This is a genomic window from Candidatus Woesearchaeota archaeon, from assembly GCA_016928155.1.
Taxonomy (GTDB): domain Archaea; phylum Nanobdellota; class Nanobdellia; order Woesearchaeales; family JAFGLG01; genus JAFGLG01.
In genome coordinates, this window is the sequence record JAFGLG010000017.1 from 37115 (window position 1) to 52140 (window position 15026).

Sequence of the window (15026 nt, forward strand, 5' to 3'; positions counted from 1 at the left end):
ATTTTTCTATAGGTTCCTTTCTGCAAATTGTCTCATCTGCAATTCTTTGTATCTTTTCTCGAGCCATTTGTAGACATTCTTGTGCGGGCTTCCGTTCAGCAATGACTCGACTGCTCTCCTTGCGATTGTCGCTGACTCTGCCTCTCCGATTATTCCGATTGTCTTTCCGTACACAGAGACAGAGCATCCTGTCAGGGTCTCTATTGTCTTCCTTGTCTTGCCGCCTGTCCCTATCACTCTTCCTTTTATCCTTTCCATGTGGCTTTTCTTGTCCTTGACATAATCTGTGACCTCAAGGATCTCGAGGACATAATCCTGTTTTGTGAGTAGCAGTGCAATCTCGGGATTGAATCCGCGGCCGATCGCTTTGATGATCTCTCTCGCTGAATAAAGCCCTATTGCATCATTTCCTGTTATCGTCACATCCCCTTCCTTTGAATCTATATCCAGGTTGGAGCTGGTCGCTTCTTCGAGCTGTGCTTTTGTCTCTCCGTTCTTTCCTATCAGTACAGCTATCCTTTCTTTTGGTATTTTGAGATCATACGCGAATTCTGGCATATTAGGCCTTCTTGCCTGCTTCTTTTTTAACTTTTCTATACTAAGAACAAACTTACACTTACAATGTAAGTAATTCTTTACCTACAATGTAAGTATTAATACTCACAATGTAAGTATTATACCTACATTGTAAGTATAAAAAGATACCAAAAGAGACTCAATGATAATAAGAATATCAACAATCCCAAAACAAATATTTACTAATTAGTAACAAAAATCGAAACATATAAATATAAGTTATGCCTATACAATGGTAACAGATTTGGTTGTCAATCAAATCATCATGCTAACCACCTCTTTTTCCCTAGCAAAGCACTGCAAAGTGCTTTGCCAGGGTTTTTATGCTCATCAGCTCTTGCTTATTTCTTCTTGATTCGATAGAACTGGAAAATGCGCTTTTTCAGAGCAAAACAAAATCTTTATATACTCATGAAATCATTGATTGGATATACCGAATTTGCACAAATGGGTCCTTTTTTGAGCAGAAACCTTGTGTTTCGGCAGTGATATCAAGCCACTCTTGTGCAATACAGCCCGTCACGAGAGTACCCAACAGAGCATACGATGAGGGAGTGATTCGCTACCGCTTCCATTATCAAGCGATGAGTTTGGGAGTTAGTGCATCGGGCATCATATTCATTGTCATAAGATCACATATTGCAGAAGAACACTTTCATTTCATCATTAGGGGTTGGTTAGGGTATTAGTTCTGATGTAATTTGTGAGTAGGATGATTATTAAAATGAGAAAGGCTATTTCACATTCATTGGATCACTCAGTTTTGGCTGATTTGGATTATTTTGGGGAGTGAGTAGCTTTTTCTTTGATAGGAGGGAAATAAAATGGGTAAGATAAGCCCGGTATCTGCAAAATATATAGTCCATACCACTATTGATATTGAGGGTGTTGTTGACAGGCCTGATGTCATTGGCGCGATTTTCGGCCAGACAGAGGGATTATTGGGATCTGATCTCGAGCTCAGGGAGCTCCAGAGGTCTGGAAGGATTGGCAGGATTGAGGTCGATGTCGAGACAAAGAACGGTAAGACAAAGGGCAATATAATAATCCCTTCTTCGCTTGACAAGGCTGAGACATCCATCATTGCAGCTGCCTTGGAGATCATCCAGAGGATAGGTCCGTGCAATGCGAAGATCAAGGTCGAGAACATCGAGGATGTCAGGATTTCTAAGAGGAATTTTGTCATAGAGAGGGCCAAGGAACTGCTGAAAGGCCTGATGGACAATGTCCTGCCTGACTCGCAGGAGCTCACCGATGAGGTGGCCTATTCTGTGAGGATTATGGAGTGCCAGGAGTACGGGAGGGAGCGTCTTCCTGCAGGCCCCGCGATCGACGAGTCTGACGAGGTCATTGTGGTCGAGGGCCGGGCTGATGTCCTTAACCTCCTGAAGCATGGCATCAAGAACTCTATCGCAATAAACGGCACCAACATACCTCAGACCATAATGGAGCTCTCCAGGAAGAAGATCGTGACTGTCTTTGTCGACGGTGACAGGGGCGGTGATCTGATAATTAAGGAGATCCTTGAGGTCGGCGAGATAGATTATGTTACAAAGGCCCCTGACGGCAAGGAAGTCGAGGAGATCACAAAGAAGGAGATCCACAAGGCTTTGAGGAGCAGGATGACTGCTGAGCAGGCCAAGCTTGAGATAGGCGCGAGGAAGGACCTTGATCAGGAGAGGTCCAGGAGGCCTACGATAAGCAATGGCAACAGGGATCAGAGGCGTGATTTCCAGCAGAAGAGGGATTTCAGGCCGCCTGAACAGAGGGACAGGCCGCAGCCGCCGGTGCAGAGGCCCAGGATCACTGATGAGGAGAAGGCCAAGTTCAAGGAGATGCTTGAGGGCCTTATCGGGACAAGGGGTGCTTTTGTGCTAGACGACAAGCTGAACATCCTAGGCAAGGTCCCCATTACAGAGCTCCAGTCCACACTGAAGAGCCTGAACAGGGGAATCTATGCTGTTGTCATGGACGGCAACATCGACAAGAACCTGCTCCAGATGGCAGAGAGATCGCAGGTGAAGTTCCTTGTCGCCATGGACGCAAAGGTCAAGCCGACCGGCCCGCACATCACTATCGTGACAGGCGCGAACCTTTGATGTCATGATCTGTGATTCAAAAAAAATTTAAGTAGGGACCTCTTGGGGATACTCATGATTAGTTCAAAAGAGCTGTCTGGGTGGGCACTGGATTATGTCAGGAGCAGGGATGCCCATTTCAGGAGGATTCAGGATATCGCCCGGCGGGGTGATGATTTTTTTGTTAAGTTCTCTGATAGGGAAGTGCTCTATCTTATTGAGCCTGACATGAAGGCTGATTCCTTGGATAAGGATAAGAACTATGTTCTTGTGACCCTGAATACAAAGAAGAATTTTGATGCGCTGATAAGGGTTTGGCCGGATCTGAAGGCCATCAGGGGCCTTGCTGTGTGGTTTGTGAATCCGAATTCAGCGAATGAGACCAAGTGGATGATCAATCCTTATATCCATTCCAAGATATGTGATGATGAATCTCTGAAGACCGGCCTCAAGGCCATGTTCGACACTGTTGATGTAATCTGATTTTTTCTTATGAAGATATTTTGTAGTTCGCATCATCCTCTGCCTTGTGATATTTCTAGAGAGAAAATTCAAGTGGCCACGACCAGATTCGCAGAGCGAATCTGGATAAATCCTGATTTTATCCCTTGGATTTTCAGATGGGTCAAGGGATTAGGGCAAAGGATCAAGAGGGTTAGTGCAAAAATATCTTGGCTAACAGTACAAAAAGATTAGAAAAAGAAACTTTATTCCTTCTCTTCTTCCGGATTATAGGAAGGCACAGCTGATTTGCTTATCACCATGATGTCACCTATGGCCTTGACCAGCTGGTGCGGGATGATGACTCCTTTCGCGCTTCCCAGGACCCGGTTAAGGAAACTTGATTTTGTGGACTTGACTCTCCAGCCGAACACCTTGTTTTTTGTGAGGATTGCCTCTTCGACATCGCCGAAATAATCGCCATTGTCTGTGAAGACTTTCATCTCATAGGATTCGCTGATTTTCTTCATCTTGATCATTTTTCCCCTCCTTTAGTGTAACTTGGATAAAAAAGTGATACCAAGACCAATGCCAGATGCCTATATAAAGTTTTCGTCATAATCTATAAAAAGGCAAGGCTTCCCCAACAGGAAGTATTTAAAAATGGATAATCTGCTGATTGTCGGGACTTCTCACATTGCAAGCCAGAGTGTGAAGGAGGTGAATGAGGCTTTTGAGGGTTTCAGGCCTGATATCATCGCTGTTGAGCTTGATCCCCATCGCCTCTATGCCCTGACCCATAAGCAGAAGGGCTTCTCTTTCAGGGATGCCATGAGTGTGGGTTTCACCGGTTTTCTCTTCAGCCTGATCGGAGGCTTCATCCAGAAGAGGCTCGGCAGGATTGTCGGCATGGATCCTGGCTCTGAGATGCTTGAGGCAGTGAGGATTGCAAAGGCTAAGAAAGTGAGGTTTGCGCTGATTGACCAGGACATCCAGATAACCTTGGCCCGTTTCTCGAAATCCCTGACATGGAGAGAGAAATTTAGGATTGTGGGTGATATTTTCTCTGGAATATTCTTCAGGAAGAGGCAGATGAGCAAGTATGGGCTGGATTCCATTGACCTTGATAAGGTGCCTGAGCAGGAGCTCATCAGGAAGATGATAAGCATCATCAGGAAGCGTTATCCTAACATATATAAGGTGCTTATCCATGAGCGCAACAGGTACATGGCTGATCGCTTGTCATATATTCTGGAGCATGAGCCTGACAGGAGGGTCCTTGCTGTTGTTGGTGCAGGCCATAAGGATGGCATGGAGAAGATGCTTTCTAAAGGGGCTGCCCCTGCTTCTCCTGACTACTCTTTCTCGTATGAATTCAAAAGCTGATGCACAAAGCGAAGAACAGGGAAAAATTTTTAATATACAGGCCGTTTAAAAAGCTGTAATGTCAGATCTATGGTATAATATCAAGAGGTACGGCCTTTTCAGCGCTGAAGAGACCAAGTACTTGGTGATATCTATCCTTGTACTGGGACTGGTTGTGGGCTATGATGATGGCAGGCCTGTGTTCAATGCTGCTCTTTGGAGCTTTAATCTGCTGAATTCAGTGCTGATCGTTGCTCTGACTATCTTGGTCAACCAGATTGGCCACCGTATCGCTGCCCTTTCCATAGGCCTGAGAGCTGAGTTCAAGATATGGTATGCCGGCATCATCTTTGCGCTCATCATTGCAGTGGTGACGAGAGGCAAGTTCTGGTTCCTCCTTGTGCCAGGGGGCATAATTGTCCATCATATGATGGGCCACAGGATGACTTATTTCAGATATGGCCTGAATTATTGGGCTATTGCGATGGTTGCGACAGGCGGGATTCTGGCCAATGTGATGCTCGCCCTTTTCCTTAAGATAATCATGGCGACGCCTTTGGCAAATCCTTTGGTCGAGAAGGCCCTTCTCGTGAATATAGTCTATGCTTTTGTGAATATGCTCCCTATCCCTCCGCTTGATGGCTCGCATCTTTTCTTCTCGTCAAGGGCAACATACTCTTGGGTCTTTGGTTTTGTCCTTGGCCTTTGCCTCCTGCTCTATTTCACGAATTTCTGGCTGAGCCTGCTCGGCGCTGTGGTCATAGGGACTATTGTCTGGATAATGTTCCTTTACTTCATCGAGGTGCCTGGATGAGGATGCTGAGAGGCAGGAGAGGCCTGGAGTATTACATGGACTGGGCTGAGATCTTTTTCTTCATCCTGCTGGTGATTGGCTTTGTGCTCTCCCTGTCCACAGGGAGCGCTTTTGTCAGCTATGTCATCATCATCCTGACAGGGCTTTTGTCAGGGCGCATCCTGCATGACAGGAAGCATAAGGGCAAATTCCCTTATTATCTCATAATAATAGGTTTCCTGCTCGGTTATCTGATTGGGAATTTCTATGCCAACACCAAGGTGCTGATGTTCTTATTCATTGTCGTCAACATATTCAGCTACTGGCTTCATGAGAAAGGCTATATGGAGAAGGGTCTTTTTTCCTAGCTTCCTATCGGCAGGCTGTATCTCCATATATTGTATGCAAAGTTGAGTTTGCTGAAGAGGTCGAATTTCTCTCTTTCATCCATTGTGACAAATTCTGCTGACGTGCCGGCTGTCTGGAGCTGCTGGTCCATCATCCTGTACCTGATGACCTTTTCAGCTGTCTTGTAGCTCATTGAGTCAGCGTCTGTCTTCATCTGCTCAGGTATGAGATCATATGCTTCTTCTTTCCTGGCGCCGGATGGAGTGCTTTCAGTGTATGCCTGGTATGGCATTGCCTCCTGCTTCTGGTGTCTCGCGATATAATTGAAGAATTCCTTCATCTTGTCAGATATGCGTGAATATGGGGCTGGATGAGATCTGGTATCTTTCACAGGCCCGGGCATGCTCTCTTCTTTTGCCTTCACAACAACCTGTCTTATCTCATCCTCTATTGTCTTCTGGCTTGCGCTTTGGAGTGCCTTCTGCACAAGCATCTCAAGATAATCCTTGTCCCCTTTTTTCATATCCCACCTTTGATGTCTTGATTTTGTTGTGGGGAGATTTAAAAATTTAATCATCCGGTGGCTCCTGTTTTATCACAGCAACAGCTTAAATAGATTTAAATAAACACTCCTCACTGGACACCCCTCAATAACCTATTTAAATGCAGGATGATGCTTCTGCAGGATGATAAAGAACTTCGAGCCAAGGCTCTATCAGCAGACTGTTGTATCAACTTGCGTAGATTACAATACCCTGGTCATCCTACCCACAGGCATGGGCAAGACTAACATCTTCCTGATGCTTGCTGCCCATAGATTAAGGAACTACCCTAATTCAAAGATCCTTCTTCTCGGACCGACAAGGCCTCTGATTGACCAGTATCTTGATGTCTTCAGGACCAATTTTGATATTGCAGAGGATCAGATGGCTATCTTCACTGGTATGATAAGCCCTGAGAAGCGTCAGAAGCTCTGGCAGTCATCAAAGATAATCTTCTCGACTCCCCAGGGCCTGGAGAATGACCTGATTTCAGGGAAGATCTCTTTGGAGGATGTCTCCTTGATAGGCTTTGATGAGTCCCATCGCGCTGTCGGAGATTATTCTTATGTCTTCATTGCAAAGAATTATTACAATAAGGCGAAGTATCCGAGGATCCTCGGCCTGACTGCTTCTCCCGGCCATGATCTTGAGAAGATCTCTGAGGTCTGCAGGAATCTTTTCATCGAGGAGATTGAGATCAGGACTGAGGATGATCCCGATGTCAAGCCTTATATCCAGGATGTCGCCATCTCATGGGTGAAGGTCGAGCTCCCGGATGATTTCAGGCTTATCCAGAAGAATCTGAAGCACTGCTTTGATTCAAAGCTCCAGACAATAAAGGATAATGGTTACATAAAGGGATTGAAAAGCACTTTGATGGGCAAGAAGGAGCTTCTTTCCATTATGGGCTCTTTGCATAAGGACATCGCGGGCGGCAATAAGGACTTTGATCTCATGCGTGCTGTCTCTCTTCTTGCTGAGGCAATGAAAGTGCAGCATGCTCTTGAGCTTCTTGAGAGCCAGGGCATCACCCCTCTTTTCCAGTACATGGAGAAGCTGAATAATGATGCGAGGACATCTAATGTCAAGGCAGTGCAGAATCTTGTGAGGGATCTCAATTTCAGGACTGCTTATTATCGTGCGAGGGAGCTTTTTGAAAAAGGTGTGGAGCATCCCAAGCTTGAGAGGCTCAGGGAGATGGTCAAGAGCGAACTGTCAAAAGGCCAGGATGTGAAGATCATTGTCTTCAACCAGTTCAGGGACAGCGCCTTGAAGATTGTCAGTGAGCTCAAGAAGATAGATGGGGTGAATCCTGTGCTTTTTGTCGGCCAGATGAAGAAGAAGGATACAGGGATGAGCCAGAAAGAGCAGCAGGAGGTTTTGGAGAAGTTCAGGGACAATGGCTTCAATGTCCTTGTCGCGACTTCTGTTGCTGAGGAAGGCCTTGACATCCCTGCTGTTGACACTGTCATTTTTTACGAGCCAGTCCCCTCTGTCATCAGGACGATCCAGAGGAAGGGCAGGACTGGAAGGCAGGAGAAGGGCAAGGTCTTTGTCCTTATGACAAAAGGCACAAGGGATGAAGGTTATAGATGGAGCGCTCATCATAAGGAGAACAAGATGTACCGCACTTTGCATGAGCTCAAGACCAGCATGAAGCTCAAGAAGCCCAGGAAAGAGGCTCCTTTGGATGGATTCTTGTCTGAAACCCCCCTGTATGTTTATGCTGACCTGCGTGAGAAGGGCTCTGGCATCATGAAAGATCTGATTGGCAAGGGTTTCTCTATCCAGCTCAAGAATCTTGAGGTCGGTGATTATGTCTTGTCTTCAAGATGCGCTGTCGAGATCAAGACTGTGCCTGATTTTGTTGACTCCATTATTGATGGCCGTCTTCTGTCCCAGCTCAAGGAGCTTAAGAAGAATTTTGAGAGGCCTCTTGTCCTGCTTGTCGGCCAGGAGGATATCTATTCCCAGAGGAAGATACACCCTAATGCTATCAGGGGCATGTTTTCTACTATCGCTTTGTCTTATGGCATCCCCATAATGCAGGCAAAGGATTCTCAGGAAGCAGCTTCTCTGCTTGCTATCATGGCAAAGCGCGAGCAGGAGCAGACATCCAAGGATTTCAATCCTCATGGCTCTAGGAAGCCCATGTCTCAGAAGGAATTGCAGGAATATATTGTATCATCCTTGCCTGGCGTCGGCTCAGGTCTCGCTAAACCTTTGCTTGAGCATTTTGGAAGCGTGAAGAAGGTCATGGATGCATCAGAGGAGAGACTGCAGAAAGTCGATAAGATCGGTCCGAATAAGGCTAAGGAGATAAGAAGTATCCTTGATGAGGATTATTGAGATTACTCTTCCATGATTACCTTGGTCTTGTCCAGGATTTTTTTTGCTGTATTGAGCAGGTCTGCATATTCTCCGTTTTCCAGTGTTGTTTTTGTGTTGTATTGATACTTTTCCCTCAGGCTGATTGCTGTTGTTTCATGTGCATTGATGAGTGCCACTTTTTGTATATCCTCCTTATTTAGGTTTATTTTCTTGTCATCGATCAATGACTCGATCAGGGAGAATGTGCATTCCTGGTTCCTGCTTTCGAATCCCTCTTTTAAGAGTATTGACAAGAAACAATGGTATATTGTGTAGAAAAGGCTGATTGAGCACCAGTCTGTGAATCCTCCTTTGTTTAGGTATAATGTGGCTTTCAGGTTGTGTTCTGCCTTGGTCATGTGTTCTTTGGCTCTCGTCAGGCTTGGCTCTGTCCTGACAATGCCCCTGTGTTTGTGCCCTTTCTCAAGCTCTTTCTGCGCTTTGTTGAGGCACCATCTTAGTTTATTCTTTGCGTGACTCATGGTAAACCCTGATGAATTGGTCCTCGCCAGTCACAAGGATGCCCTTGATGGCATCTAATATTGGCTTGTGTTCCTTTTTAACATTTTCCTGGATTTCTCCGGAAGTTTGGTACAAAGGATGGATTTTTTTCGGGTTTACCTTATTTATCTCATTGACTTCTTTTTGCAGCCTCCTGAATCTCCTCTTGTCAGTTATCAGGAGCGCATCGATATCATTCGGGTCTGGTTTCCTGAGCACTGATCCGAACAGGATGATGATGTCGGCATTTCTTATTTTTCTGAGCTCTGTTATCCATCTCCTTATCCTCGGAGGTGCGTGCAGCGCCTCTCTTGACAGCATCAGGGAAACATATCTTTTGGCATATTCTGCATTGCTTATCCTGTAGATTGTCGCCTGCCCTATCTTGCTTGATTTCAGGACACCCTCTTTTTCCAGTCTTTTCAGTATCTTCAGTGCTCCCATTGGTGTTATATTGGCTTTCTTGGATATGCTGTTCGCATTGTAATGCCTCTCCGGGCTCTTGGCTATTGTCAGTACAATCTCCATCTCTGCTGCTGTTATGTCTCTCATATAAACATCAAGTTTATATATATAAACTGATAGTTTATAAAGCTTCTGTTTAGGACAGCTGGGCCATATGGGGATTCCCCAGAAAACCGTGGGTATCAGCCCTAACAAGGCTAAGGAGATAAGAAGTATCCTTGATGAGGATTATTAGGCTGTACCGCCATTTCCTGGCGGGTATGGGTACGAATCAACATACTCAGGTGGTGGCGGGGGGGTTGGAGGCCTCAATTGAAGGAATGAATAAGGATATCCTGTGAGCACTCTATTCCTATAATATTCTTGATACCAATCCCTCATGTTTTGCATGATCTGGTTAGATTGTTCAGATGAGACACCATATACATAGAAACCTCTTGATACAGGAGTTGTTACCCCATATTTTTCCTCTAGCTTGTCATGCACAAATTGGTTTGCATCTGCTGAGCAGAAATCGCAATCTCCGATTGAGAAATGAGTGTTTAGTCTTTGTTCTGCATTTCTTATTGATTTGTCTCCCACTAGTCCTTTATTGGTTATTGTAGGTTCATCATATGAGAACATTGGCCCCATTGCATCATCAAGTCTTTGCTCGAAATCATCGCCGAAATCATATTGTGATTGCCACTGTGACTCCCATAATGATTGATCCCATATTAATTCAGGTGCAAAAGGGTCAGCTCGCTGCTGTCTCATTTCTGCAAAATATTCATCAATTGAATCAGAAACATCTCTCAGTCTTAGTGGCTCATCTACTATCGTGGTCTCAAATCCTAATTGAAGATTTTCTGCTAATGCATCAGACCTGAAGAGTGAAGATGGTGATCTGTCTCCAATGGCGCAGAATAGGCTGGATGACCCGCAGTCCTGGAATGGCTCAAAATCTGCGAGGAACTCCTCTGAGTGATGTGCATCAGTCACAAATGTAGGCTCTGTGTCAAGTAGGTCTAGGTTCCCGATGTCGAATGTTGTGGTATGCCTTATTTCCTCTCTTTGTCTTTCATTGATGGCTTGCATTTGCGAGGTTGAGATCGTGCTCATCTGAATCCTCCCCCCCGCACCAGCCGAGTACTGTCTAACTTCTGTTGCTGTCCCGGGGTTTATAAATATCTGCTCTCCTGCAAAGATAAGGTCTCCTCCTCTATCGCTTCTCTCCTGGATATTAGGATTCATTCTGACAAGGTCCTGCCATGTCACTGTTTGTCCTGTTTGCATGCTTAGATCTTGTGCAATGTGTGATAATGTGTCCCCTGATTTGACATCGTAAGTCCCGACTGCCACATCAAATGATCTTGATGGCCTGTGTGAAACAGCTGGGGCTTCAGGATCAGGTTGAGGTGGTGTGTTTGTTGCCACCTGTTGAGGAGTTTCTACTGGCCCTAGTTGTATCACGGGCCCGTATGGTTCTGTATAGGCTAAGAACTGTTCACTGGCGCTGTATCCTCCAAAACCCATTAGACCCGCCAGTGTCGGATCTACACCTGAACCAATCAACATACTGCCCAGAGGATCATTGAAATCAAATACTTGTTGGCCTTCTGCTATCTGAATTGAATATACCCCATCTCCCATATTGCCTGTTATGGGCTGTATTGAAATTATGGGCCCATCATTTCTAGGTACAGTATTGAGATAGACTTGAGTACCATCACTTAATCCTGTTGGGGATGATCCGAAAGTCAATGTTATCGGATCAGATGAATGGCTTTGTGTGAGTATTGTTTGAGGTTGCTGGACTCCTAACTGTTGTATCCTGAGATCTGTTCCTTCTTCTGCCCTTACAAGCCCTTGTCCATCAACCCAGGTGTATGATGCCTGTCCGGTTGCATGCACCCCCGCCAGCATTCCGTGTGTTCTAGGGAATGTGAGATCTGCTGCCCCATTCATATCCGTATATGTTTTCCCAGTGGTTGCATCTAAAATCAGGACAGGTTGCTGCGTTGTCTCCATCCTTATCTCAACACTATTCTCATCGACAACTCTCACAGGTCCTAAGAGTCTTGTTGTATCTCCTAGGGTTATGACTTGTATTGACTCTGAATCATCTGCCAGAAGCAAATGGCTGTTGCTTGAAGTCCTGATATCTGAGTCATCACCTATTGAATATACTTGAAGATTATAATCATTGTCATTCTCTTTTACATAAGTCGCTCTTGGTGTGATGCCCCTATCATTTGGGAGTCTTATCTCATGATCATCTATTGTGTATCTTCCTTCAGTGCCAACTGCACCACCATAATATAACTCAACTCCAAGATTACCTTGATCATCTCCTGATCTGATATAAGTCTGCTGCATTGGTCCGACGATTGTGATTGTCTCAGAACTGTCAGAGGAGCTTACTACAACTGTGTTCCCTGTTGCATCTGTGGTAAATGTTGTCTCTGTATCAGCTTGAAGGATAAGATCATTGCTCATCTTTACTTGATTATGCTGTGCATCATATCCTTCAACAGTTGATCCGGGTCCGCCCCCTTTCACAGTGATGGGATTCTGTTGGTTTTGTGCGTTTCCACCTGTTATTGTAAATCCGCCACCATCACCACTAACAGCCTCAACTGATGATGCCTGTCCTATAGCAGATAATGGGAGAGGAGTCCCACCAGCTGTGTTTGTCAATGTTGTTCCTGATATTGATATTCCTGGACCGCTCTTTATCTGTGTGCTACCATAGGTTGCATCTGAATTAAGGATAACTGTGTAGCTTCCTGTGTTCATATTAGAAAGGTCTACGCTTCCTCTAGTTATTGTTATTGTATTGCCTGATTTTATTGCCTGTACCCCTTGAGAACTGATTCCGGTAAAATCTTGAAGTTGGTCATCAGAAAGTGTCTCCTCTTCATCATCTCCTGTCCCTTCTTCTGTTGGCTGAGCAGCAACATTTATGACAATCAAGAGCAATACTAGAAGGACAATGATTTTCTTCATGGTTTCACCGTGAATGTGATGACTTTCCAGCCTGTCATGTTCTTTTCATCTGTGGCGCTGATGTTTGTCTCGAATGAACCTATCTCACTTGGTGTGAAGCTTATTATCCCTGTGTATTTTGCAATAGGCACTTTCGGATTGCTTGATTTGAATATCATATAATCATCTTCTGGGTCATATGCCTCGACCTTGTGATAGAATGATTCATTCACTTCAGCTTCTAGGTCAGCAACTTGCACTATTGGGGCATGATTCTCAATGTCATATGATGCTGCAAATAGGAAGACATAGGGAACTTCATTTATGCTCACTGTCTCAGGATCTTGGATTATATAGACAACTGAATCTTCATAGGAGATTGTATCTATCTGTAGGTTCAGGTCTGATGATACTTCAAGCAGTGTGCTTGTTGGTATTAGTCTGGGATATTTCACTATTGAGTCAGTTATTCTCTCAGAGGCTTTAAGGATAGTCATCATTCTTGATGGCCTCGAATATTGGAATTCTGTGAAAGTCTTAACTTTTTCACCTTGCTTCACTTCAAAGGGGAATTCCACTTTGAATACGACTGTCTCATCGCTGAATTTAACATCAGTTGCATATCTCAAATTGTCGAATTGGTATCCTTGGAACCTATATGTCTTGAAGTCATTGAGACAATACTGGAGAGCTTCATCGACATAGTCTTCTAATTCTATCTCTAAGCTGTTCTCTGTGTGCACTGATTTTGCACCTTTGTAATAGAAATATGGCACTGGTGAATATATTGTTTCCAAATGAAGTGGGGGTATATGGTGGTATCCTCCTTTGAGCCCAAGATGAAAATATCCTATCTCTGCAACATCATCGACGCATTTCTGCGTGGACATCCTTATCTGCTCGAAGTCGGTTATACTCGCCTGTTCTACTGCCATCTCCATTTCTCCCTTGTTTCTTAGGGATGACATGTAGATTATGAGGCTTATGATCATTATGAGCACTATGCCGAGAACTATGAATACTGTGACCTGCCCTCTTTTCATCAGATATGCTAATCAGAAATGTATTTATAAATTTTATGTAATATCATATATTAATAGCCATCATCCTGCCCTGCTTGTTCCGGTTTCTTCTGCCAGATAAGTGATTGTCGGCTTGATTGCAGTTTCTTTCAGGAGTATCCTCAGATTTTTGCTGTTGTCATCATCTGATGCCCGTATTCTTGCTATTTCCAAATCATTAACAACTATTAACATATAGTTAACAGCATTATTTAAAGGTTTTGGTTGCCTTGACATGATGCCGCAGGATGCCATGCGGCAGGCTTCAGAAGATAGATAAGATAGGGTCAATAAAAGCCAAAGAGATCAGAAAGATCCCTGACTGAGGTTATTAGACATGATCTGATTCACTTGAGAGATTTTTAATAGCAGGTTGCTCATGGTTTCTTGGTACTCATATGATGCTGTTTGTTCTCCCGGCTTATTCTTTAGATGGTTAAATGCATATGAAAGGTTACTGAGCATCTCATGGCAGAACATCATCTGCTGATCCCTGTCTCCCCACTCTTTAATATAATTTATTGGGTGCGAGAGGACCCCTATTGCATGGTTGGGATTTTGGCTAATATTCTGAAGTGCTTTGTCTGATTCTTCTTGGTAGATCTGCAGTCCTTCTTTTATGTCAATATCTCTTACTGGAGAGCTTGTTCTTGACAGGTTCTTGTTCATGGATAAGGATTTTCTGTAGTATTGTGGCGCGATTGATATGAGATTATTGTTTTGATATGCTCTTTGGAGCAGTGTGTATGGTTTTTCCGGATTTCTGAAATGCCCTGTCTCGCATAGGTGGCTGATCTCGTCAGTTATCTGGTCCATCATCTCTTGTTCTGTGTGATTCATTGTGTATGTTGCGAACCTGTCCAGGAAATTTGCTGTACGGTCTGCGCCAAGCGAATCTACAAAGAGCTTTGTCAGCTCAGCCATGTCTATCCGGTTCTTGTGCAGGCCTTCCATTAGTATTTCACTGGATTCATATCCCCTGCCGGTTGCATAGACCTCAGTGAAGTCAAACGCATTTTTTTGTTTTGCCAGCTCAAGGTAGTGCTGTACTGCCTCTCTCCACTCTCCTTTTTCGAACATGTCTTGCATAGAGTAGCTGAATTCTTCTTTGTCCTGTTCTGTCATCTCGCCAAATTCATTGAAGTGGTATATCATGGCATCCAGGCCATGATTTTGATTGGTTTTTTTGGGGATTGGTTGCGCTGGCTGTCTCTCTTCTGTCGGTTCTGTTTTTTCTGGAGGTTCTTCATGATGATCCAACAGAGAATAAGAGATTGCCAGTGTTATAAGGGATGCCACTGCGATAGGTATGCTTAATCTTGTCCTGCCTGCTTGTTTTTCAATCTTAAGGATGTTCTCCAGCTCAGGCTGGCCTGCATATCTTTCTTTGAGATCCTTGAAATACTCACTTTTATCCATGTATTATCCTGAATTGTTTCAATATAAAAATTTTATTGTTTTTATCACTATATAATGACAAAATAAACTATTTACAATATAGAAAATAATTACTTGTGAT

The 15026-nt window shown here is 44.2% G+C and carries 15 protein-coding genes; 6 read left to right on the forward strand and 9 right to left on the reverse strand.

Annotation, left to right across the window (positions count from 1 at the left end; all coding sequences use genetic code 11):
- Positions 1 to 6: 6 nt before the first annotated feature.
- Complete coding sequence (locus JW968_07075; protein ID MBN1386699.1) at positions 7 to 558, reverse strand: RNA-processing protein; 552 nt, start codon at positions 556 to 558, stop codon at positions 7 to 9.
- An 842-nt stretch (positions 559 to 1400) separates the two neighbouring features.
- On the opposite strand from JW968_07075, the gene JW968_07080 reads away from it, so the two are divergent.
- Complete coding sequence (locus JW968_07080; GenBank protein MBN1386700.1) at positions 1401 to 2675, forward strand: DNA primase; 1275 nt, start codon at positions 1401 to 1403, stop codon at positions 2673 to 2675.
- A 54-nt stretch (positions 2676 to 2729) separates the two neighbouring features.
- Positions 2730 to 3137, forward strand: a complete 408-nt coding sequence (locus JW968_07085; GenBank protein ID MBN1386701.1) for a hypothetical protein — start codon at positions 2730 to 2732, stop codon at positions 3135 to 3137.
- Between the two features lie 224 nt (positions 3138 to 3361).
- On the opposite strand, the gene JW968_07090 is transcribed toward JW968_07085, so the two are convergent.
- Complete coding sequence (locus JW968_07090) at positions 3362 to 3634, reverse strand: PRC-barrel domain-containing protein (GenBank protein MBN1386702.1); 273 nt, start codon at positions 3632 to 3634, stop codon at positions 3362 to 3364.
- Between the two features lie 124 nt (positions 3635 to 3758).
- Here JW968_07090 and JW968_07095 point away from each other — a divergent pair, with 124 nt between their 5' ends.
- Genes JW968_07095 through JW968_07105 form a run of 3 tightly spaced genes read left to right on the forward strand, consistent with a single transcriptional unit; the run spans position 3759 to position 5621 of the window.
- Positions 3759 to 4481, forward strand: a complete 723-nt coding sequence (locus tag JW968_07095; GenBank protein MBN1386703.1) for a TraB/GumN family protein — start codon at positions 3759 to 3761, stop codon at positions 4479 to 4481.
- Positions 4482 to 4539: 58 nt separating this feature from the next.
- Positions 4540 to 5274 (forward strand): hypothetical protein, encoded by a 735-nt coding sequence (locus JW968_07100; GenBank protein MBN1386704.1) that lies wholly within the window; start codon positions 4540 to 4542, stop codon positions 5272 to 5274.
- The gene (locus tag JW968_07105; GenBank protein ID MBN1386705.1) at positions 5271 to 5621 is read left to right on the forward strand and encodes a hypothetical protein; all 351 of its coding nucleotides are present in this window, start codon (positions 5271 to 5273) and stop codon (positions 5619 to 5621) included. The genes JW968_07100 and JW968_07105 overlap by 4 nt, the downstream gene beginning before the upstream one ends.
- Here the strand turns inward: JW968_07105 and JW968_07110 are convergent.
- Positions 5618 to 6124 carry a hypothetical protein gene (locus JW968_07110; protein MBN1386706.1) on the reverse strand — a complete coding sequence of 169 codons (507 nt, stop codon included), beginning with the start codon at positions 6122 to 6124 and terminating at the stop codon, positions 5618 to 5620. The two genes, JW968_07105 and JW968_07110, sit on opposite strands and share 4 nt — an antisense overlap.
- A gap of 163 nt (positions 6125 to 6287) precedes the next feature.
- On the opposite strand from JW968_07110, the gene JW968_07115 reads away from it, so the two are divergent.
- Complete coding sequence (locus JW968_07115; GenBank protein ID MBN1386707.1) at positions 6288 to 8492, forward strand: DEAD/DEAH box helicase; 2205 nt, start codon at positions 6288 to 6290, stop codon at positions 8490 to 8492.
- Positions 8493 to 8494: 2 nt separating this feature from the next.
- Here the strand turns inward: JW968_07115 and JW968_07120 are convergent, their stop codons facing one another.
- From JW968_07120 to JW968_07145, 6 genes are all read right to left on the reverse strand, one after another.
- A complete protein-coding gene (locus tag JW968_07120; GenBank protein ID MBN1386708.1) occupies positions 8495 to 8995 on the reverse strand; it encodes a HEPN domain-containing protein in 501 nt (166 codons plus the stop codon).
- On the reverse strand, positions 8976 to 9566 hold the full coding sequence (locus JW968_07125; GenBank protein MBN1386709.1) for a hypothetical protein: 591 nt from the start codon (positions 9564 to 9566) through the stop codon (positions 8976 to 8978). The genes JW968_07120 and JW968_07125 overlap by 20 nt, the downstream gene beginning before the upstream one ends.
- 144 nt (positions 9567 to 9710) lie before the next feature.
- Complete coding sequence (locus JW968_07130; protein ID MBN1386710.1) at positions 9711 to 12467, reverse strand: LysM peptidoglycan-binding domain-containing protein; 2757 nt, start codon at positions 12465 to 12467, stop codon at positions 9711 to 9713.
- Positions 12464 to 13489: a hypothetical protein gene (locus JW968_07135; protein MBN1386711.1), complete on the reverse strand. Its 1026-nt coding sequence runs from the start codon at positions 13487 to 13489 to the stop codon at positions 12464 to 12466. Before JW968_07135 ends, JW968_07130 begins: the two co-directional genes overlap by 4 nt.
- A 60-nt stretch (positions 13490 to 13549) precedes the next feature.
- On the reverse strand, positions 13550 to 13702 hold the full coding sequence (locus JW968_07140; GenBank protein MBN1386712.1) for a hypothetical protein: 153 nt from the start codon (positions 13700 to 13702) through the stop codon (positions 13550 to 13552).
- A 111-nt stretch (positions 13703 to 13813) separates the two neighbouring features.
- On the reverse strand, positions 13814 to 14926 hold the full coding sequence (locus tag JW968_07145) for a hypothetical protein (protein MBN1386713.1): 1113 nt from the start codon (positions 14924 to 14926) through the stop codon (positions 13814 to 13816).
- Between the last annotated feature and the right edge of the window lie 100 nt (positions 14927 to 15026).